Consider the following 21,119-nt stretch of genomic DNA (forward strand, 5'->3'; position numbering starts at 1 on the left):
AAGTCATTTATAAACTTATCATACTGCTTATTCATGCGTAAAAACTAACTACATAATTAAATTTGAAATCTAATTTTTTGTGTTAATCCAATCATTGAATCAGCGTCAATTCTTCAAAAACAAACGTTTCTCATTCAATGAAATTTAATTGCCGTATTAATGCTACTATTATACATAAGGAGAAACTTAAAATTAATAAATGGTTTCCTTGGATATCCAAATAATAATATCAAAAAATTGGAGATGATAAGTTGGTCACTGTTAGTAAATTGGCTGATTTTATAGATAATACACTTATTATTTATTTAATGGCTAATTTAACTCATATATATAATTATAATTATAAAAAATATTTTTTCATTATAGATATTATCCAGTCTCTTTTACTTGGATACATAGGCTTATATATAGAAAATTTGAATGTGCTTCTTTGGTTTTTGATTACCTTTTTGATTCAAAAAATATTTCATCGGTTAAATTATCAATTTCTAAGCGCTAGATTATTATCAATAATAACAATTGTATTTATTACCATAATATCAGCCTGTATCGAACCAATTGTAAAATTTTCTATATTTAGATTATTTCATCTACGATATTCTAATGATGTTAGGCTTTATATTCGTATTATCTTTTATATATTTATCGCATTACTCCTGATGTTTGTACTGTATAAACACAACAATCAAATCATTATTATTAAACAACAAATTAAAAAGCTGGGTTTAGAAACTAGAATTTTTAAATTATTAGTTTTCTTATTGGTGTCCTTAATTTTTATTATAGTTCTTACACAAATAACCAATATAACGAAGACTGTTATGATTCCATTATTAATTATTTTTATAATCTTTATAGTTTTAACTTTTATCCAAGTCTTTTCTTTTATCCAAGCTTACAGTTATCGGCAAGAGACTGAAGCTAAAATCGTGCAAAATCAACAATTACAAGAGTATCTCCAAAACACAGAACAGCAATATCAAGAATTACGTCACTTTAAACACGACTATCAAAATATGCTGTTGGCTTTGGAAGGCTTCGCCAAAAAGGGTAATCAACAACAATTTAAAGATTATTATCACCAACTAGTACAACAACGACCCCAGACAGAAAATTTAGAAGAACTAACAATCAGCCATATTGATTACTTAAAAAATGAACCTTTGCGGGGATTAATTATTCAAAAGTTCTTTGCTGCAAAACAAGATAACATTCAATTACAGTTAGAAATTGATCAAAATATTGAAATTCATAACCCGGATATTCTCTCCATTGTCCGTATTTTAGGCATTTTGCTGGATAATGCTCTAGAACAAACAGCCCAAGAAAATGAAAAGGTCGTTACTTGTGCTTTTAATCAAACTGCTGATCAAATTATTGAAATCACAATTGCTAATCCTGCAACTAACCTGACCAATATCGATCAATTATTTGCCAATGGTTACACCACCAAACAAGATCACCATGGATTTGGTCTCAATAATGTCCAAAAAATGGTTAAACAAAATAAAAATTTGTTTTTAGAAACCGAACTTTTAAAGCAACATCTAAATATCACACTAATGATTACAGGCGAAGAATAATGTTATCTATCTTCACTAAGACATAAATTATTCTTGCTAAAAGAACAGAAAAAAGCCATTCCAACATAGGAGTGGCTTTTTTCTGTGGTTAAAAGACAGCTCAGCTTTTTAAAATAACGTTTATCTGCCAAAAATTAACGTTTAAAAAAATTGAAACTATTTTTTATCAAAATTAATTAATATATAGACATCAGCTAATTAGTTATTCACATCAAATGATTATTTTATTAATTAAAAAGATTAGAAAGGAGAAATTGAAGATTATAAAGTTCTAGAGATTTTCACTAAACATCTAATCTTAAATCACAACTATTATAAGGAGACAACATGAAAAAATTAATAATAAGTTCCATTATCGCCAACACCGTTATTTTTGGAATCACCTATTCTTTTATCGCTAATATGTCCTCAATTGCCTTTGCCATTATGATCTATCTCTTGCCCCTCATATATAATGTTGGCGCAACTTGGTTTGCATCCAAAAAACTAAGCAGCAAACAATTAAATCAACTATTTATCGGATTACCAACAATATCCACTATTTTCTATTATGTATTTGGCCTCTCAATGAAAAATAACAGCATGTGGGAAATGTTTATCAATAAAAATACCATGACTAGTGGTTCCGTATCATTTAGCGTCGGACATAATCTTATTTCCCCAAGTCAAATTATTTTCATTATTGCTCTATACGGCTGTATTGAATTTTTAACCAAATTAGTATTAAAAAACAAAAAGTTAGAGGTAATTTAAAATGCAAGAGCTAGTAAAAATTAACAATCTCAGTAAAAAATATCGCAAAAACTCTTTCTACTCTTTAAAAGATGTCAATGTAACTATCAACGATGGAGATATTATTGGTCTAATTGGAAAAAATGGCGCGGGTAAATCAACGTTTTTGAAGTTAATCACGAAAGCAATTAATCCTACTACAGGATCAATTGAATATAAAGGACAAAATATTCATCAAGCCGATAACGTTTTAGAACCTTTTGGTATCATGATTGAAACTGTCTTTCTACCATATTTATCCGTAATTGATAATTTAAACTTCTATTTAGAAATTCACAATAAAACGGAATACAAAGATAATATAAAAAATACCTTAAATTTGGTGGGATTGTGGGCACACCGTAATAGAAAGCCCGCTGATTTCTCCTTTGGTATGAAACAACGCGTGGCTTTGGCCATTGCTCTAGTAACCGAACCCAGCTTTTTAATTTTAGATGAACCTTTTGTGGGCTTGGATCCGGTCGGAGTTTCTAATTTAATTGATATCTTAAAACAATGGGCTTCTAAGAGACAAGTAACCATGATCATTTCTAGTCACCAATTAGAAGAACTAGAGAGCTTATGTACGAGATATATCTTTATCGATCAAGGTCAGCTCCGTAAAGCCTTTAATAAAAACGTGGCTTTAATGGAAATTCAGACTACTAAATTATCTGATAATCTTATCAAGACCTTAAAGCAATACGGTCAGACGGTCGAATATAATGCACAAAACAACAAAATAGTTATTTCCAAAGATATCTCCCAAAAGGACCTCAATGATTTGCTACTAATTTTAACTCAAGCACAAGTCATTAATAGTATTTCCAACAATAACAGTCAATTAAAAGGATTTTTTGATACAGAAAAGGGGTAAAAAATGCTTAGCTTAACAAACACATTAACCAAAGTAACATTCAAGAAAAAAGAAACTTGGCTATTTCTAGTATTTTGTGCAGTGCCTTTATTATTAATAGTAGGAGATTTATTGGGATCTAATTTCCTACAACTCAATGCTATGGGCAATAAGATTAGCTTCATGGATTTCTTCAATGCTGTACTGTCACTACAATATAAAATCACTTTACCAATTATGTCTTTAACGTTTTTGATTTCTTCGTCAATCCATGATGAAATCAAAAATGGCGTGCTCTTCTTATATAAAGATATGAATAGAAGCAAAATTTTAAACTCTAAATTGTTAACTTTTATCACTGTCTTATTCAATTACATCGTCTTACTCTTCATTGCTTGTTTAGTAACCTACTATACAGATTTAAGAACCAAAAGCTATACAACCGGTAAATTCTGGGGCAGTGTTGCAGCTAATCAAGATGCTATCGCTGGTATTGTAGGCTTAGTTTGCCTCATGGTAATTATTATCTTTCTTTCAACAGCTGTTTCTTTAAACTTAAGCAATGGTTTCACTTTATTAATTGGCACAGTATTCGCAGTTCTTTCAACGACATTATCCCAAGTTAAAAACATTAAATATATTTTCCCTAATAGCTACGCTAATGATTTTCATAAATATGGTTTTAATAATACCTTACTCATTACGTTAGGAATTACTCTTATTTATTTGATCGTAATATACGTATATTCATCATATAAGTTTAAACATCTTGAATATTAAAAAAGTTGGTGGTCACGCACCAACTTTTTTGTTCACACTCAAAAGGATGATTTAAAAATCAGATGAACTTGTATCTAATTTTTTGTGTTAATCTAATAATTGGATCAATATTAATCTTTGGAGATGATGAGTTGATTAATATTAATATGTTAACTGATTTTATAGATAATACACTTATTATTTATTTAATAGCTAATTTAACTCATATATTTAATCATAATTACAAAAACTATTTTTTTATTTTGGATATTATCCAATCTTTCATACTTGGATACATAGGCTTATATATAGAAAATTTAAATGTGCTTTTTTGGTTTTTAATTACCTTTTTGCTTCAAAAAATATCTCATCGGTTAAATTATCAATTCTTAAATGCTCGATTATTATCCATTTTAACAATTTTATTTATTACTATTATATCAGCCTGTATTGAACCAATAATAAGATTTTCTTTATTGAGATTATTTTATCTAAGATATTCTAATGATGGTATTTTTTATATTCGCTTTATTTTATATATATTTATTTCATTATCCTTAATATTGATCATATATAAATACACTAATCCACTAATTATCATTAAACAAAAAATTAAAATGCTGGGTTTAGAACCTAAAATTTTTAAAATATTAGTTTTCCTATTGGTATCATTCATTTTTATTATATTTCTTACACAAATAACCAATATAACAAAGACAGTTAGGATTCCATTACTACTTATTTTTCTAATCTTTATAGCTTTAACTTTTATTCAAGTCTTTTATTTTATCCAAGCTTATAGTTATCGGCAAGAAACTGAAGCTAAAATTGTGCAAAATCAGCAATTACAAGAGTATTTACAAACTATGGAACAGCAATATCAAGAATTACGTCATTTTAAACATGACTATCAAAATATGCTGCTGGCTTTGGAAGGTTTTGCAAAAAAAGGTAATCAGCAACAATTTAGAGATTATTATCAACAATTAGTTCAACAACAGCCCCAGACAGAAAATTTAAAAAATCTAACAATTAGTCATATTGATTACTTGAAAAATGAACCCTTGCGGGGGTTAATTATTCAAAAGTTCTTTGCCGCTCAACAGGCTAATATCCAGCTCCAATTAGAAATTGAACAAGATATCCAAATTCATAATTCAGATATTCTCTCAATTGTCCGTATTTTAGGCATTTTATTGGATAATGCTCTAGAACAAACAGCACAAGAAACTGAAAAAGTCATCCAATGCTCATTTAATATAATTGATAAAAAGGTTATTGAAATTACTGTGGCTAATCCCGCAACTAACTTGACCAATATTGATCAATTATTTATCAATGGTTATACTACGAAGCAAGGTCATCACGGTTTTGGTCTTACTAATGTTCAAAAACTAGCCAAACAAAATAAAAATTTATTTTTAGAAACTGAACTTTTAAAACAACATTTAAATATCACACTAATGATTACAGGAGAAGAATAATGTTCCCCATTTATCTTTTAGAAGACAGCTTTGAACAGAGAACTAATTATGCACAAATCATTACCAATACCATTATGATTAATGACTTACCCATGAAGTTAGTTTGTCAAACAGATACCGCGGCCGATTTATTAGCTGCTATTGATCAACAATATGAAGGTCTTTTCTTTTTAGACATGGAAATTCAAGGTCAAGCTGAAGTTGGCCTTCAAACAGCGGTACAAATTCGCGACCAAATACCTGCAGCGCAGATTGTTTTTATTACTACCCATGGCGAATTGTCTTTTTTAACCCTCGAACGTAAAATTGCTCCTTTGGATTATGTATTAAAAGATCGAGGGATGGAACATATTAAAGCCAATATCCGAGAAGATATTTTAAAAACTAACGATTTAATCAAATCCGGTAAATATAAGAAAGAAAATTTATTTACTTATCACATTGGTCCACGTTACTTTTCTTTACCACTCTCAGAAGTCGTTTATCTGAATACTTCTAAATTTAATCCCGGGCGCGTGCAGTTACATGCCCTCAAAAAGGACTCCGAATTTGTTGATAATCTCAATGACCTCGAACAAAAATATCCAATGTTGTTTCGCAGCGATAAAAGTTATCTCATTAATTTAGATTTGTTAGATCACTTTGATAATCAAAAACGCGAAATTCACTTTATCAATGGCAGCATCGCCTATGCTTCTATCCGCAAGGCTCGTGAATTGGTAAAAATACTTAAATAATTATATTGGCAAGCTGTATTATGTCTCTAATATTAGAAAAATCCAAGTTATGTAATTAACTTCTTTACGTCTACCAGCCGCTGTCATCAAAATCGGATAAGTTAGCATCCCAAACAGAAATTTTATTTAACAAAAAAAGATTAGCCAGAAATTTTCCTGCTAATCTTTTTATTAATGATTAAATATTTTATTTATTAAATAAGACCACCATGATTGTTGACCAGTAATAATTGTCCCAGACCCATTTACACCAGAACGTAACTGCCGCATCTGCTTAGGAGAAGCCTTAACTTGTGCTGTCACACTTTGACCTTGCTGGCGGACAACAGTACCTTTTAATAGTTGATGCGATAAGGTAATCAAGACCTTTTGTCCTTTATGAATTTGTGAATTATCAGGATTATTAATTTTTGCTTGAACTGTCAAAGGCTGCTTATTATTAAGAAGTGGATCGATTTGTGCCCAAGTTATAGTATCTTTATTAATATCCTGCTTAAATGTATGCACAATGCCTGCTGCGGGTGCTTGATAGGTCACAATTTGGTTTTTTCTTTGAGCTAGCTTAATTTGTTGTTGAGTATTGTGTTGTTGCTGTGATAACTGCTTTTGCAGCTGCTCACAAAACTGCAATTGTTCTGCTTGCAGATTATCCATATTTTGTTGATTAGTGTCACTATTATATTGCCCATAATCAAATTGCAAGCTTTGAAATTGAACTTCTTGTAAATTATTCTGTAATTGCGCAATCCCAATTTGTAAATCCGCCAAATAAGTCTCTTGAAGTTCCTTTTTGGCTACTGGTATTTCTGTTGTGGACAATCGCTGAGAATATAAATGATAAAGATTGTAATAAAGATTGTTCTTAGATAAAGATTTGCCTGATCTAATTGCTTGTTGCAGCTTTTGTAAATCTCGCAAATGTCGTCGATAAGTCTGCTGACTAAAGCTCAAATCATGTTCTATTTGTGTTTTGGTAGCTCGCAGCGGCTGCATTGCAAAGTCATTTTGCAATACATAAACTTGACGGCGCTGGGCATAACTTTGATATAAATCAGCATAGTTGTTTGAATGATTTTGATTAAATAAATTTTTATTTTGTTGCACGCTGTCAGTTAAAGTTTTTAAGTTAGTTATTTGTTCATTTAAAACTTGATTTTGCCATTGCAAATCTTTTAATTGCTGTTGTCGCGCAAACGAGCGATATACCAATAAAGTTTGCCCTTTTTTGACTTGAGCATCATTACGTAAATAGTTATGTTTAATCTGATCATGTTTATGTGTTTGAACTAATGGAACTTGATGTTGACTTGCAAGTTTTCCAGTTATCGAAACTGTAGTTTCTCGCGGAGCCCACAATAAAAATAACAGTCCCAAAATCACAAAAACTAACAATGGAATGATAATAATGCGTGGATAATGATTGATACGTTGCCGATAAAAATTGCTCCTCTCCCACACTTTTTTATCCATTTTTTCTACTCCTAGCTGCTTTAAAAAGTTGGTAATACTCACCTTTTTGAGCTAATAATTCTCGTTGCGATCCTTGCTCCACAATTTTACCTTGCTCCAGAACTGCAATGTTATTAATTTTGCGTGCCAATTCCAAATTTTGGGTAATAAAGACTACGGTCTGCTGACTTGCCAGCAACTGTTTGATAATTTGAGCTTCTGTAATTGCATCAATGGCACCAGTTGCTTCATCCAAAATCAAGATTTGTGCCTTAGACAATAAGGCCCGTGCCAACAGCAATTGCTGCTTTTGACCAGTCGATAAAATTGGGCGAAAATAGTCTAAATGCGTATCATATTTAAGTGGTAATTTTTCAATTTTATCTTTAATTTGAACTGCCGCACAAGCGGCTTCAATTTCCGTCCAAGTTAAGTTATCTCGCCCACCCAACTTCAAATTGTCCAAAATTGTCCCGGGAATGAGTTGCGGAATTTGAGGTAAATAAGTTATTTGTTGACGTAATAGCGGTGCAGTAATAGTCACTAATTCATGACCATTCAGTTGAATTTGACCACTAGTTGGTTGCTGTAAACCGGCTAATAGCTGGGCCAACGTGGTTTTACCGCTACCACTTCTCCCTACAATGGCAAGTTTGTCTTGAGGCATTAAGGTTAGATCAATATTTTTAATCAGATTATGATACTCCAATTGCTTAATAAACAATGGACCTTGTACTTGCTCAGCTGTAGCAACTGTTGCTGTCGATGCTGTGGGTGCCAAGGATTTTAATTGCTGTTGTGCCCAAAAGGTTCGTTGAAGTTGTGGTTGTAAGTTAACTATCTTTTGCACAGCTAACATAAAGTAAACCAGCAAAATACTAAAAGTCACTAACTGTCCGCTCGTTAACCAACTTTTAACTACCAAATTAGCACCAACAAGCAATACTAAACCACTCAAACAGAATAATAGGCCTAGCTGAAAAGCTTGTTGCAATAAGCGTTTATGTTTATATTCTAGTTGACTTTGTAACCAAGCAGAAAAATTTTGGTCAAACAATTGATAGGCTTGTTCTTCAATACCGAAAGCCTTTAATGTTTCTATTTTCGCTAAACTTTGCTCTAAAACTTCATTCCAAGGCATCCGGTTAGTTAATTGTTGTTGTTGTAATTGATACAATGGCTGATTAAAAAGCCAGATTATCAAAGCACTCAGTGGCAAACTCAAAACTGCCAGCACCAATAAAATACCATTTTGAAAGGCTAAAATAACACCTAAAACAATAACAACTGCCACATCCAAAATAATATTCAACAGTTGACTAATGCCTGGTTCAGCCATTTGATTAATTAAATTTAACAACTCGGCAGGGGCCTTATTTTGCCAAAAAGCCAAAGGTAACTTCAATAATTGTCTAGTAGCGGCCAAAACCCGATCTAAAGTCCAATGTTGATCAAAAATAGTCATTAAGAAATGACGCCCAAAAGCAAAAACTGCTTGAAATAAATACGCAACAAGTAACCCAAGCACCACAATAGTAAAAGTTTTAATCATTTTATTAGGTAGATAAGTATCAATCAAACCTTCTATAAAGAAAGCACCCAAGATACTAACGACTAATTCACAAAGGGCTGCCACCATAATACCCATGACAATAGTTTTTTGTTGGCGCATTATACTAAGTAGCTGCTGTTTTAATGATTGCTGATTATCAACCACATCAGGACTTAAAGGTGCAGCAAATAAAGCTAGACCTGTCCATTCGCGCTGAAATTGCTCATAAGATAGTCGTACTATCCCAATTTTGGGATTAGGATCAGCAACTAATAAATCCTTTTTATCAGCTTGCAAAACTACGTAGTAATGGTCTAACTCTTGTCCCTTAACTACATGTGCGATAAAAGGATAAGAAAGATGCTGTTCCTTAAAAAGACGCATATCAGTCTGAATAACTTGCGCTTCTAAGCCAAAATGTGCAGCCACTTTTTGTAAGCGTGCTATCGAAGTATCGGCACTAACTTGATGATAATATTCTTGTAATTGCTTTTCTGAAACTGCTTGATGATAATGCTTGAATAACATCAGCAAAGCTGCTAACCCACTATCTTGAGTTGAGGTTTGCGCACTGTAAATTTTTTGTGGTTTCATATTTTTTCCCAAAAGTAATAATTATTTTAACATTAATTTAAATATTTACGACTGTCAAGGCACAAAGAATCGCAACAATCTATATTACTACTATAATACAACAAAAGCACTCTGTCAGTTGAATAGTTGACAGAGCGCTTAAATCATTGTTGTCAGACTGGGTAAAGCAACGAAAAAGAGAAGATAAATAAGTTCACGAGTAAAAAGAGTCAAATTAAGTCTAACGGATCATTTTATTTAATTAATTTTAGTACCAGCCATGAGTCATCCAGAATTGTTGAGCACCTTCCCATGAACCATAACGAGAAGCAACATAGTTATTAGCAACTCGTTCTTGGTTAGCTGGTGAGTAGTCTCCACCCAAGTAAGAAACATCTAATTGATACTTACCATAGTAGCGACCATTTTGAGCGGAATAAGAACCACCTGATTCGCGGCTAGCAATCCATTCACGCGCACTGGAATAACCAGTATTAGCATTAGAATAATTGGAATAATCATTCTGAACAGATTGTGTTGGTTGAGCTTGATAAGAATTGTTGGTGACAGCTTGCTGAACACTTCCAGCTGCTGGAGTACTTTGTACTTCATTGTCTGTAGCAACTGAAACTTGACCATCATCTTTGATGAGTAATTTCTGGCCAACATAAATCATATTAATATTTTGAATATTGTTGTCAGCAGCAACTTGGTTAACTAAGCTTAAATCATTTTTAAGCTGCATGGAAATTCCAGATAAAGTATCACCTGGTTTAACTGTATAAATACTATCTGCTTTAGCAACATTAGAAACACCGAAGAAAGAAGCCATACCAATGGCTGTTGCAAATGCGACCTGTCTAAATTTCATATAAATAATACTCTCCTTTAATTTAAAAAACACGATAATAAACTGAAATAGTAACGTTCACCAACAGGACCTATACTATCAAACGAATATTACGGAATTATTTCAATCTAATGATAAATTTCGAGTAATGTTACAAACAGATTACAAAAGTCCAATTATTTATGATATGGATTCCCTGCATTAATCATAAACGCTCGATAAATTTGCTCAGATAAAACCAAGCGCATTAGTTGGTGCGGCATAGTAAAACGCCCAAAGGACACTGCTTGATCAGAGCGTTGAATCACCTTGGGACTAAGGCCGAGCGACCCTCCAATCACAAAAGTAATTTTACTATGGCCATATGTCATCAACTCAGACAATTTAGTTGCAAATTCTTCGGAAGAATATTCTTTCCCTAAAATTTCTAACGTAAAAACATAATCATCAGGATTGATTTTTTGTAATATTCTATCACCTTCGACTGTTTTAACTTGCTCCATCTGCGCTGCACTTAAAGTTTCGGGAGCTTTTTCATCAGCCACTTCTACAATATCTAATTGGCAATAAGGATGTAATCGTTGGACATATTCTTGAATTCCCTGTTTAAAAAATTTTTTCTTGACCTTGCCCACAGCAATCACTTTAATTTTCATAGTTTCTCCTTTAAAGTTTTCCACAATTTAAAATTAGTTCGATTTTTAATCTTAAAGTTGATTTAATAGTATTTGTAATGGATTCCATATCAGACAATTAATTTTATCCACAAGTTATCCCCAACTTAGTGGATAACTCTTCCCAAATAATAAATCCACTTATTAACTTTATAAACAGATTTTTCCACAAGTTTGTGGAAAACTTTTTCCTAAGTTATTCTTTCAATTATTTAAATTACCACAAAAAAGGCGATTGTTTTAATTAAATACACAAAAAAACGTAAAGCAGGAGCTTTACGTTTTTTTAGTCAAGACCTTAATCAGCTTTAGTTAACTTCATATCTACTGTTTGTGCCTTACCATCACGGTAAAATTGTATTTTTACATTATCGCCTACGTTATGACTGTAAAGTTGTGTATGCAAGTCTGCAACATTCTTAATCTTTTTATTATCTAAACCAACAATAACATCATATTTGCGTAAACCTGCTTGACGGGAAACAGAATCAGCACTAACTGACCCGATTAAGACACCTTCATTAACATTTTCTGGTAATTTTAAGACACTACGTTGTTGTCTACTTGGTACTTGATCAAGATCAACCACTTTAACTCCTAATTGTGGACGCTGAATCTTACCATTTTGTACTAATTGATTAATAATCTTAACAACTTCGTTACTTGGAATAGCAAAGCCCATCCCTTCCACGGAAGTTCCATCAGTACTAGATGCCAATTTCATTGAATTGATTCCCACTACTTGTCCAGCAGCATTAACTAAAGGACCACCAGAATTACCAGGGTTGATTGCTGCGTCTGTTTGCAAGACTGTTGCTTGTCCTGTTACTTGACCCGTTTTTTCATCAGTTGTATCAACAGTCCGATTTTTTGCGGAAATAATACCTTCAGTTACTGATGTAGCATATTTACTACCTAATGGCGAACCAATAGCAATCACCGATTCTCCTGGTGTCACTGCATCTGAATTACCAAATGCGGCTGTATCATGGACTTTATCTGCAGAAACTGATAATACTGCTAAATCCGTAATTGCATCAGTACCGACTTTTTTAGCATCAACTTTGGTTCCATCACTTAAAATTACTTCGAGTTTTTCGGAACCAGCAACTACGTGATTATTAGTTACAATATAAGCATTCCCATTTTGCTTACTATAGATTAAACCAGAGCCTTCGCTGGACTCTTGCAATTTATTACGCTTAGAGTCGTCGCTATTATTTTCACCATTGCCATAAATACTGCCAAATAAAGCTCCTAAACTGTCATCATCTTGTTGCTGACGCTGATAATTAATTACAGAAACTACCGAGCCTTTAACTTTTTTAAAGGCATTGGTCATTTGATTATTAGATTTAACAGTGACATTACTTACTTTAGTGGTTCCGGCTTTTCCATTAGTTTGAACTGTATCAGTTGCGTTATTCTGTCCAGCTAATCCCGAGCCCCAATGGCTAAATCCATAAAAGCCCAGACCAACTCCAATAAAGGCTGAAATTAGTGCCACTAGTGCTATTTTCCATAGTCCTGAACGATTATTATTCAAGAAAACACCCTCCCCTAATACTTTTTAACTAAATTAATTATTGATCAGCACTACTTTGCTGAAACCTAGAAGCCAAGGTCTTACTTCTAGTCTTGATACTATTGTAGCCAATAAATTTGAATATTGCATGAAAATTATTAGATTGTCGTAAGTTTTGTTGCCTGCTCCGGATCTGTATCATGTAAGAAAAAATCATGATTGACTCCCAAATCTTCTTTGGTTAAAACATCAACAACCGTTTCGTGAGCTAAGGTCTTAAAATTATTTTCAGGACTTAAATGTCCTAAAAAAACTTGGTGAGTTTGATTACCAATCACATCACATAAAGCTTGCGCACCATCTAAATTAGATAAATGTCCCTCATCGCTAATAATCCTTTGTTTCAATGACCAAGGATAAAGACCATCCCGCAACATTTGCAGATCATGGTTACATTCCATCAAAATGCCATCGGCATTTTGAATAATATATTTAACTTGGTCTGATACATAGCCGGTATCAGTTAAGTCCACGAATGATTTGCCAGCATAATGCACATTATAAAATTGCGGATCAACTGCATCATGCGACACACTAAAACTTTCAATATCAATCCCGCCAATGTTGATAACAGAATTGGCTTCAAAACAATGCTGTTGTTCTGGCGGAACTTTACCGATTTTCGGCAACATTGCCTGCCAAGTTTTTTGATTGGCATAGATATTTAATCCATATCTGCGCGCCAACACTCCAACGCCGCGAATATGATCACTATGTTCATGAGTTACCAATATAGCATCAATTTTAGTAATATCTTGACCAATACTTGCTAATAAATTTTTAATTTTTTTGCCCGACAAACCGGCATCAATTAAAATTTGCTGCTGGGGTGTTTTAATTAATAAGCTATTACCCTGACTACTGCTGGCCAAAATACTAACTTGCAACTGATCATCATTCACTAACTTTCACCTGCCGATTTTGATCTTCCTTAATGATTGCGCCACTAAAAGCATTGACTTTGCTGATTTGCATAGATTTACTGCCTTTCGTGGTAAAACCAACATACCACATAGGAATATAAATGGTATTTTCTTTGACTTTTAACAGCCGGCCATAAGCCAATTCAATCCAACGAATTTGTGAGTTACTGGGAATCTCATTATTAGTATAAAGACTATCGACAGCATGGCGTTCACTAATGGTTGCTTGTTTTTCACGGAGAACATTAATGTCATCTATATAACGTTGCTGATAGCCAACCAAGCGATTATCTTCAATCTGAAAATTAATACGACCATCAAATTCATAAAATTGGCCAATTTTGCGCTTTTCAATATAAACAATATTATTTTTGGTAGATAAATTAGGTTCATAACTATATTGATTACCAAATAAAATATTTTGCTGCTTAGCTAAAAAACGATTCAGTGTTTGCTGCGGGGCTTGAGCAGCTAACAAAATCGGAGAATCTAAAATACTATTTAATTGGTGTTTTTCTTCATTATAGCTCACACTTTGATTACGTAATTTATTTTGATTATCTCGCAATATTTGACTATCCTTGCTCGCCAAATAGTAACCTTGACTGGGATGATTATTCAATTTTTTATTAATTGCAATATTATCTTTATCCATTTCTTTAGCTAAACTGATATGACCGGAATTATTAGTAATCACTACTGCGTTACGACTTTTGATATAGGAGGTAAATAAAAAAACATCTAGTGCAATAAAAACAAATAAAAAAATCATTTCGATTCTCTTAAAATCCATAATTTCCTCCCTTATTCAATCCAGTCTGCGTACGATTTCCATTGATCATTTATCTTAATATAATAAGTCGGTGTCAAATCAACAATATCATGATTTTGACTATCATCACTCCATTTATATCCAATAGTAATTTTTTGAATATTATGGATATTATAACCATTATCCTTGAGTCCCGAAATAATATCCGCCGTTGCTGGCAAACGTACAGCATTGCGTTCTGCAGGTACCGGTACTTGTAAGATTTTTTTAGAAAATAAAATCGTTTGCCCTTCTTGTGAAAAGTTAATCTTCACCGCGCCGTTTTTACTTTGTTGAAAAATTGGAAAGCCTTCAACATAATTGCGAAAGATAAAACTATGATTTTTGCGGTCATAATTAAATAAGTACATCCCATTTAAAGGATTACCTATCTTAACTAAAGAACGATACGTATCTTCAAATAAGTCCGGAGTATTAGTGGGAATATTTGTTTTGGAATAATCATTAAAGGTCGCCATATCAGTTTTATTATCAATGTTCAATAGGCGATACATCCCACTCCGGTAAACAACTTGCCCTTCGGTTTTATGGGAAGTAATATCAGCCCCCTGCTTGGAGTTTAACAAATTAGAAATATAATTATTATTATTTTGAACAGTAATTAAATAGCTGACTGGCTTCAATTTCAGGGGCTTAAGATACATTAATTGGACATCATGAGCTATTACTTGCGTATTAACAGGAACAGAAAAATTATTATCTTTAATTAATTTTTGAATCTGTTGATAATTCAAGTCTCGCTCTTGTACTTGGTAAATTGCAAAATTATAATCATTTAAAAAATAAATTAAATGTTGATTACCCTTTAAAACTAAGACAATCCGATTAATATCATGATCTTTGCGCTGTTGTAAACGACGTTGTGAGGTTAAACGTGCAATGGTATTTACAGTAACTGATGTCGGATAAACTAATTGCAGTGAATGCTTTTGATGCAACAAGCGCTGGTAACGATTGCTATCATTAAGCGAAATTTGTTCAAAATCACTTAAGTGTGCCTGTTTTAATTGCTGAAAAATTTCTCGCACACTGCTGTATTTATAGTTATAAATCAAACGTTGCGACTTAGCAGTATTATTGATAATTTTCGTAGGTGCAAATACTTCATTCATCGTTTTCGTAGTAGAAACTGAGCGTCGATTAACAGTTTGAATCGTACCTGATTGAACTCCTTGTTGATATTTAGCGTTATTTGTCCAAATCAGCCACGAAAGTATCAAACTAATGCCAATTGCCACAATTAATAATGTGCGCAAAATAATATTACTAAAGCGTTGCATCCCAATCACCTCCAGTTTCACTAGGATCATAAGGAAGTGAAATATAAAAAGTTGAACCCTGATTTTCCATACTATTGACCCAAACGTGACCACCTTGAGCTTCAACAACCTCTTTCGAAATTGATAAACCTAAACCCGTTCCTCCTTGTTTGCGCGAACGAGCTTTATCCACACGATAAAAGCGATCAAAGACTTTTTTCAAGTCCTTGCGCGGAATACCTAAACCTTGATCAGTAATACTTAAAATAATATAACGTTGCGTATCGATTAAACGACAAGTAATTGTTCCCCCATCCGGTGAATATTTCAGTGCATTATTCATAATATTATCAATTGCCTGCGTCATTTTATCGGGATCAATTTCTACCCATAAATCTTTTTTAGTAAAAATACGTTTAATTGTATATTTCTTAGCTTTTGTTGATTTTTCATGGTTGTTCTTAATTAACATATCAAACCGATCTAAAATAAAATTAAAAAATTCATTAAAATTGACTAACTCAACATTAATTTTGGCTGTACCTTGATCAAAACGCGACAAATCTAACAACGAATTAACCATACGAATCATTCGCTCAGTCTCATCTTGAGTTACTTTCAAAAATCTTGGTGCTAATTGGGGATCTTGCCAAGCACCATCATTAAGAGTTTCAATATAACTCCGTAAACTGGTTAACGGTGTCCGCAATTCATGTGAAACATTAGATACAAATTGGCGCCGATCACGATCAATCTTTTGTTGCTCCGTCACATCATGCAAAACACAAATAATTCCGGTCACAAAGCCTGTAGTCCGTTTAATTAATGAAAAGTCCGCCTGCAAAATCAAACTGTCACCATCACTATCAACTTCTGGCTCAATTATGCGCTCATCTTGATTAGCTAATAAATCATCAAAAGATACTTCTGGGCTAATTTCTAGTAAATCTACCAGCGGCTGTGATAAGGCTGACTTTCGATCCACATTTAAAAATGACTGTGCAGCCTCGTTAATAATAGTTATTTTGCCATGGCGATCAGTCGCTACAACACCATCTGTCATTTGGGTTAATACACTATCTAGACGATTGCGCTCAGCATCAGAATTTTCTTGTTCTTCTTCGACTCGGACAGAGAGATTATTGACAGCAACTGCCAGTTGACCTAGCTCATCTTCACTATATACACGCACTTGCCCTGAATAATCACCATTAGCCATTCTAATAGCCTGCTTGCGCATTTCGGCGATAGGCCGCGTAATTGCACGCGCAACCACAATAGAAATCAAAGCACCTAATAAACCTGCAACTAAAGAGGCTACAAAAAAGATAAACACAATGCTATTTATGCTCTTATAGACTTGATCCATGTCTGCCCGAATATAAACCGCACCAACAACTGTATTACTGTCACCATTTGAACTAATTAATGGTGTAATGGACAGATAATAACTACCATCGCGATCATTATGCGAAATCTGCGTTCTTTTGCGTCCAGAGTAGATAACATCTTTAATCTGAGAATTAGTAGTACGCTGTCCCACCATATTTTGACTATTATTGTTGCGAACAGCGATAATCTTGCCTTGACTATCCACTACTTCAATATCAGAATTTTGAATTGTACTAATATCGTTAATTGTGGTTCGAATATTGCGCCGCGAACGTGCTGAGGAACTGGACAAATTATTAGCTAGTGAAGTTGTTACATAAGATGGCAACTGGACTTGTGCTTCAAAGCTTTCAATATTTTGTTGTTCTAAGCGATGCACAAAATAGGCCCCAATAATTTCAATAGTAATAAGCAGTAGCAACATAAAAATGGCTGCTATTTTAAATTGAATAGAACTAAAAAATTTAATCTTGTTATTCACTACTTACTTCTCCAACTATCATTTTTGTTACACAGCTAACTTTAATCTTCGTTATTATCGGTTTTTAAATAATAACCAACACCTCGTCGTGTAATTAAATATTCTGGATGACTAGGGTCTGTTTCAATTTTTTCTCGTAATCGCCGCACAGTAACGTCCACTGTCCGTACATCCCCAAAATAATCATAGCCCCAAACAGTTTGTAAAAGATTTTCTCGTGTCATTACTTGTCCTAAATGTTGAGCCAAATAATATAAAAGCTCAAATTCACGATGTGTTAATTCGATCTCTTTACCGTTTTTAGTTATGGTATAAGCATCAGGTAAAATGATTAAATCACCTACTTGAATATTGGAGCTAGTTTCTTCATTATTATTATCCAAATTAACCTTTTGCCGACGCAAATTAGCTTTGACTCGAGCAACCAATTCACGATTAGAAAACGGCTTAGTTACATAATCATCAGCGCCCATTTCCAAGCCTAAAACCTTGTCCAACTCCGAATCCTTAGCAGTCAGCATAATAATTGGTGTGTCTTTGGTTTTACGCACTTGACGAGCTACTTCTAATCCATCAATTTTAGGCAGCATCAAATCTAAAATAATTAAATCCGGATTTTCTTGCTCTACTTTGTCTAAAGCATCTTCGCCGTCGAAAGAAATTTCGGTTTCGTATCCTTCTTTTTCTAAATTATATTTGATAATATCTGTGATTGGTTTTTCATCATCAACAATTAAAATTTTATTTGCCATATAGGTAAATTTACCTCCTTGGTATAAGTTCAGTATACTATCTTCTAGAAAATTCTGAAAATAAAGTTGCCACTTTTTTAAAATTATGCTATTATATTTCCTGTACTTAATTGGGTGGTTAGCTCAGCTGGCAGAGCAACGGACTCTTAATCCGTGGGTCCAGGGTTCGATCCCCTGACCACCCACTAATTATTAAGAAGCCGATATACAACTTTTGATAATTGTATATCGGCTTTTTTAGTGTCTAAATTAAAGCCATTAAAATTAGGGATATCCCCTTAGATGGTGCCTATTTATTTAGACTTTTTAATATTCTATTATTTTTAATTTTGTTATCATTGCCTCTTTAATAATATTGTGAGAAAATATTAATATTATTAATGGAATGGTGAGGAAAACTTGCAATGAAGAAAAAATTATTATTAATTTTTAGTATGCTGTTTTTCTGGACAATTTTGGGACCAACCAATTTAGTTCAAGCACAAAAAGTCTATCAGATTGGAACTGACGTTACTTACCCGCCCTTTGAGTTTGCCAATAAAAATAATCAATATGTCGGTATTGATATTGATATTATCAAGGCTATTGCCAAAGAAGAAGGTTTTAAAGTTCAAATTAAATCAGTTGGTTTCAATGCTGCTGTTCAGTCCATGGAAGCAGGTCAATTAGATGGTGTTATTGCAGGGATGACGATGACTCCTGAACGAAAAGTTAAATTTGATTTTTCTCAACCTTATTTTGATACTGGGATTATCATGGCCGTCGGTAAAAAGAGTAATATTAAATCTTTCACGCAACTACATGGTCAAAAGGTTGCTGTCAAAACTGGTACTGCTGGCGCGAATTACGCTAATAGTATCAAAAATAAATATGGATTTAAAACGGTCACTTTTGATGACTCTAATAACATGTATCAGGATGTGATTACGGGAAACTCTGTTGCTTGTTTTGAAGATCAACCTGTTATGCAATATGCTATCAAGCAAGGTACACCCTTAAAAATTCCGATTAAACCAATCAATAAAAATTCCTATGGTTTTGCGGTCCGTAAGGGACATAATCAAGAATTAATTGCCAAGTTCAACAAAGGCTTAAATAAAATTAAAGCTAATGGAACTTACGACAAAATTAAAGCTAAATATCTGGGCACTAAAAACCATGCAACACCTAAACAACCTACCGAAGATCGTAGTGTCTGGGGCTTGTTAAAACAAAACAAAGATGCTTTACTTGGTGGTCTCGGTGAAACTATTTGGCTAACAATAGCAGCCATTTTTTTCGCTACAATCTTTGGAATTATTGTGGGTTTATTAGGTGTCCTACCAAATAAATTTAGTAATGGCATATCTACTACTATTATTTACATTTTTCGCGGATTACCATTGCTAGTTTTGGCATTATTCATATATACCGGCATCCCTAGTTTAACTGGTCAAAAAATTCCTGCCTTTGTAGCCGGAATTATTACTTTGACCTTTAATGAAGGAGCTTATATTGCTGCCTTTGTTAAAGGCGGTATTGAGGCAGTAGACCCCGGACAAATGGAAGCCGCTCGCAGTCTAGGACTCCCCTTCAGCAAAGCGATGCGGCGCGTTATTCTGCCACAAGGTATTAAAATTATGATTCCTTCTTTTATCAATCAATTTATTATTACTCTCAAAGATACTTCTATTTTATCAGTTATCGGCATTTTGGAATTAACTCAAACTGGTAAAATTATTATCGCCCGCAACTTAGAAGGATTTAAAGTTTGGGCAATTATTGCCATCATTTATTTAATTATTATTACATTATTAACCTGGCTTTCTAACTGGGTTCAAAGGAGAACTCAATCATGACTTTAAAAGTTCAAGTAACTAATTTAAATAAAAATTTTGGCACTAATCATGTGTTAAAAAATGTTAATTTAGATGTTCAGGCAAACGAAGTAGTAGTTATTATTGGTCCTTCGGGATCAGGAAAAAGCACTTTTTTACGAACCCTTAATCGATTAGAAGAGCCAACTTCTGGATCAATTATAATTGATGGTGTCGATATTGCCACTTCCAATTCCAATATTAATCAAGTACGAGAAAATGTGGGTATGGTTTTCCAGCACTTTAATTTATTTAATAATCTTTCTGTCGCCCAAAATATTATGTTGGCGCCGCAAGAATTAAAAAAATTGAATGCTCAAGAAGCGAGCGAAGAAGCACATCGCTTACTAAAAACCGTTGGTTTAGAAGAAAAATTTGATGCCACCGTCCAATCTTTGTCAGGTGGGCAACAACAGCGAGTTGCTATTGCTCGAGCTTTAGCCATGCATCCCGATTTAATGTTGTTTGATGAACCAACCAGTGCACTAGATCCTGAAATGGTGGGCGATGTTTTACAAGTTATGAAAAAATTAGCCCAGCAAGGCATGACAATGGTTGTAGTAACTCATGAAATGGGCTTTGCCAAAGAAGTAGCTGATCGAGTTTTGTTTTTCGATGATGGTCAAATCTTAGAAGAAGGTACTCCAACACAAATTTTTAACCATCCACAAAATCCTCGTTTACAAGAATTTCTCAATAAGATATTAAATGTATAAAATATTTCCCAGGAAATAAAAAACGGCATCTATGA

At 33.3% G+C, this 21,119-nt stretch carries 18 protein-coding genes and 1 tRNA gene; 9 read left to right on the top strand and 10 right to left on the bottom strand.

The genetic code is table 11. From position 1 onward, the window contains the following. Nucleotides 1-821: 821 nt before the first annotated feature. From DS830_RS08905 to DS830_RS07270, 6 genes are all read left to right on the top strand, one after another. On the top strand, nt 822-1,583 hold the full coding sequence (locus DS830_RS08905; RefSeq protein WP_162887552.1) for a sensor histidine kinase: 762 nt from the start codon (nt 822-824) through the stop codon (nt 1,581-1,583). Between the two features lie 327 nt (nt 1,584-1,910). Further along, nucleotides 1,911-2,336, top strand: a complete 426-nt coding sequence (locus DS830_RS07250) for an Msa family membrane protein (protein ID WP_118908822.1) — start codon at nt 1,911-1,913, stop codon at nt 2,334-2,336. Between the two features lies 1 nt (nt 2,337). Continuing rightward, entirely contained in the window at nt 2,338-3,231 is an 894-nt protein-coding gene (locus tag DS830_RS07255) for an ABC transporter ATP-binding protein (RefSeq protein WP_118908823.1), read from the top strand. 3 nt (nt 3,232-3,234) lie between these two features. Continuing rightward, complete coding sequence (locus DS830_RS07260; RefSeq protein ID WP_118908824.1) at nt 3,235-3,990, top strand: hypothetical protein; 756 nt, start codon at nt 3,235-3,237, stop codon at nt 3,988-3,990. A gap of 809 nt (nt 3,991-4,799) precedes the next feature. Further along, nucleotides 4,800-5,453, top strand: a complete 654-nt coding sequence (locus DS830_RS08910) for a sensor histidine kinase (RefSeq protein ID WP_162887553.1) — start codon at nt 4,800-4,802, stop codon at nt 5,451-5,453. After that, nucleotides 5,453-6,190: a response regulator transcription factor gene (locus DS830_RS07270; RefSeq protein WP_118908826.1), complete on the top strand. Its 738-nt coding sequence runs from the start codon at nt 5,453-5,455 to the stop codon at nt 6,188-6,190. Before DS830_RS08910 ends, DS830_RS07270 begins: the two co-directional genes overlap by 1 nt. A 171-nt stretch (nt 6,191-6,361) precedes the next feature. Here the strand turns inward: DS830_RS07270 and DS830_RS07275 are convergent, their stop codons facing one another. The 10 genes from DS830_RS07275 to yycF all read right to left on the bottom strand — a co-directional run bounded on the left by DS830_RS07275 (nt 6,362) and on the right by yycF (nt 18,512). Next, complete coding sequence (locus DS830_RS07275) at nt 6,362-7,660, bottom strand: hypothetical protein (RefSeq protein ID WP_118908827.1); 1,299 nt, start codon at nt 7,658-7,660, stop codon at nt 6,362-6,364. Then, entirely contained in the window at nt 7,653-9,785 is a 2,133-nt protein-coding gene (locus DS830_RS07280) for a peptide cleavage/export ABC transporter (protein ID WP_118908828.1), read from the bottom strand. The genes DS830_RS07275 and DS830_RS07280 overlap by 8 nt, the downstream gene beginning before the upstream one ends. Nucleotides 9,786-10,032: 247 nt before the next feature. Beyond that, nucleotides 10,033-10,635 carry an aggregation-promoting factor gene (gene apf / locus DS830_RS07285; protein ID WP_118908829.1) on the bottom strand — a complete coding sequence of 201 codons (603 nt, stop codon included), beginning with the start codon at nt 10,633-10,635 and terminating at the stop codon, nt 10,033-10,035. A 155-nt stretch (nt 10,636-10,790) separates the two neighbouring features. Further along, the gene (gene rlmH / locus DS830_RS07290; RefSeq protein ID WP_118900195.1) at nt 10,791-11,270 is read right to left on the bottom strand and encodes a 23S rRNA (pseudouridine(1915)-N(3))-methyltransferase RlmH; all 480 of its coding nucleotides are present in this window, start codon (nt 11,268-11,270) and stop codon (nt 10,791-10,793) included. A 316-nt stretch (nt 11,271-11,586) separates the two neighbouring features. Continuing rightward, entirely contained in the window at nt 11,587-12,834 is a 1,248-nt protein-coding gene (locus DS830_RS07295) for a S1C family serine protease (protein ID WP_118908830.1), read from the bottom strand. Between the two features lie 137 nt (nt 12,835-12,971). Further along, nucleotides 12,972-13,775, bottom strand: coding sequence for an MBL fold metallo-hydrolase (locus DS830_RS07300; protein WP_118908831.1), 804 nt, complete (start codon nt 13,773-13,775; stop codon nt 12,972-12,974). Then, nucleotides 13,768-14,589, bottom strand: coding sequence for a two-component system regulatory protein YycI (locus DS830_RS07305; protein ID WP_118908832.1), 822 nt, complete (start codon nt 14,587-14,589; stop codon nt 13,768-13,770). The genes DS830_RS07300 and DS830_RS07305 overlap by 8 nt, the downstream gene beginning before the upstream one ends. A gap of 11 nt (nt 14,590-14,600) precedes the next feature. Then, a complete protein-coding gene (locus tag DS830_RS07310) occupies nt 14,601-15,908 on the bottom strand; it encodes a YycH family regulatory protein (protein ID WP_162887554.1) in 1,308 nt (435 codons plus the stop codon). Continuing rightward, nucleotides 15,895-17,760: a cell wall metabolism sensor histidine kinase WalK gene (walK, locus tag DS830_RS07315; protein WP_118908834.1), complete on the bottom strand. Its 1,866-nt coding sequence runs from the start codon at nt 17,758-17,760 to the stop codon at nt 15,895-15,897. Before walK ends, DS830_RS07310 begins: the two co-directional genes overlap by 14 nt. Before the next feature lie 41 nt (nt 17,761-17,801). Beyond that, nucleotides 17,802-18,512, bottom strand: a complete 711-nt coding sequence (gene yycF, locus DS830_RS07320; protein WP_118908835.1) for a response regulator YycF — start codon at nt 18,510-18,512, stop codon at nt 17,802-17,804. A gap of 112 nt (nt 18,513-18,624) precedes the next feature. Between yycF and DS830_RS07325 the strand changes: the two genes are divergently transcribed. The 3 genes from DS830_RS07325 to DS830_RS07335 all read left to right on the top strand — a co-directional run bounded on the left by DS830_RS07325 (nt 18,625) and on the right by DS830_RS07335 (nt 21,084). Continuing rightward, nucleotides 18,625-18,697, top strand: a tRNA-Lys gene (locus DS830_RS07325). A 219-nt stretch (nt 18,698-18,916) separates the two neighbouring features. Further along, a complete protein-coding gene (locus tag DS830_RS07330) occupies nt 18,917-20,350 on the top strand; it encodes an ABC transporter substrate-binding protein/permease (RefSeq protein WP_118908836.1) in 1,434 nt (477 codons plus the stop codon). Then, nucleotides 20,347-21,084, top strand: a complete 738-nt coding sequence (locus DS830_RS07335; protein WP_118908837.1) for an amino acid ABC transporter ATP-binding protein — start codon at nt 20,347-20,349, stop codon at nt 21,082-21,084. The genes DS830_RS07330 and DS830_RS07335 overlap by 4 nt, the downstream gene beginning before the upstream one ends. Nucleotides 21,085-21,119 lie beyond the last annotated feature (35 nt).

Source organism: Bombilactobacillus bombi (assembly GCF_003522965.1).
GTDB lineage: Bacteria > Bacillota > Bacilli > Lactobacillales > Lactobacillaceae > Bombilactobacillus > Bombilactobacillus bombi.

What these genes read in the sequence shown, in the direction of transcription:
- DS830_RS08905 (WP_162887552.1), top strand. Translation starts at nt 822, where the DNA reads ATGATTCCATTATTAATTATTTTTATAATCTTTATAGTTTTAACTTTT.
- DS830_RS07250 (WP_118908822.1), top strand. Translation starts at nt 1,911, where the DNA reads ATGAAAAAATTAATAATAAGTTCCATTATCGCCAACACCGTTATTTTT.
- DS830_RS07255 (WP_118908823.1), top strand. Translation starts at nt 2,338, where the DNA reads ATGCAAGAGCTAGTAAAAATTAACAATCTCAGTAAAAAATATCGCAAA.
- DS830_RS07260 (WP_118908824.1), top strand. Translation starts at nt 3,235, where the DNA reads ATGCTTAGCTTAACAAACACATTAACCAAAGTAACATTCAAGAAAAAA.
- DS830_RS07270 (WP_118908826.1), top strand. Translation starts at nt 5,453, where the DNA reads ATGTTCCCCATTTATCTTTTAGAAGACAGCTTTGAACAGAGAACTAAT.
- DS830_RS07275 (WP_118908827.1), bottom strand. Translation starts at nt 7,660, where the DNA reads ATGGATAAAAAAGTGTGGGAGAGGAGCAATTTTTATCGGCAACGTATC.
- DS830_RS07280 (WP_118908828.1), bottom strand. Translation starts at nt 9,785, where the DNA reads ATGAAACCACAAAAAATTTACAGTGCGCAAACCTCAACTCAAGATAGT.
- apf (WP_118908829.1), bottom strand. Translation starts at nt 10,635, where the DNA reads ATGAAATTTAGACAGGTCGCATTTGCAACAGCCATTGGTATGGCTTCT.
- rlmH (WP_118900195.1), bottom strand. Translation starts at nt 11,270, where the DNA reads ATGAAAATTAAAGTGATTGCTGTGGGCAAGGTCAAGAAAAAATTTTTT.
- DS830_RS07305 (WP_118908832.1), bottom strand. Translation starts at nt 14,589, where the DNA reads ATGGATTTTAAGAGAATCGAAATGATTTTTTTATTTGTTTTTATTGCA.
- DS830_RS07310 (WP_162887554.1), bottom strand. Translation starts at nt 15,908, where the DNA reads ATGCAACGCTTTAGTAATATTATTTTGCGCACATTATTAATTGTGGCA.
- yycF (WP_118908835.1), bottom strand. Translation starts at nt 18,512, where the DNA reads ATGGCAAATAAAATTTTAATTGTTGATGATGAAAAACCAATCACAGAT.
- DS830_RS07330 (WP_118908836.1), top strand. Translation starts at nt 18,917, where the DNA reads ATGAAGAAAAAATTATTATTAATTTTTAGTATGCTGTTTTTCTGGACA.
- DS830_RS07335 (WP_118908837.1), top strand. Translation starts at nt 20,347, where the DNA reads ATGACTTTAAAAGTTCAAGTAACTAATTTAAATAAAAATTTTGGCACT.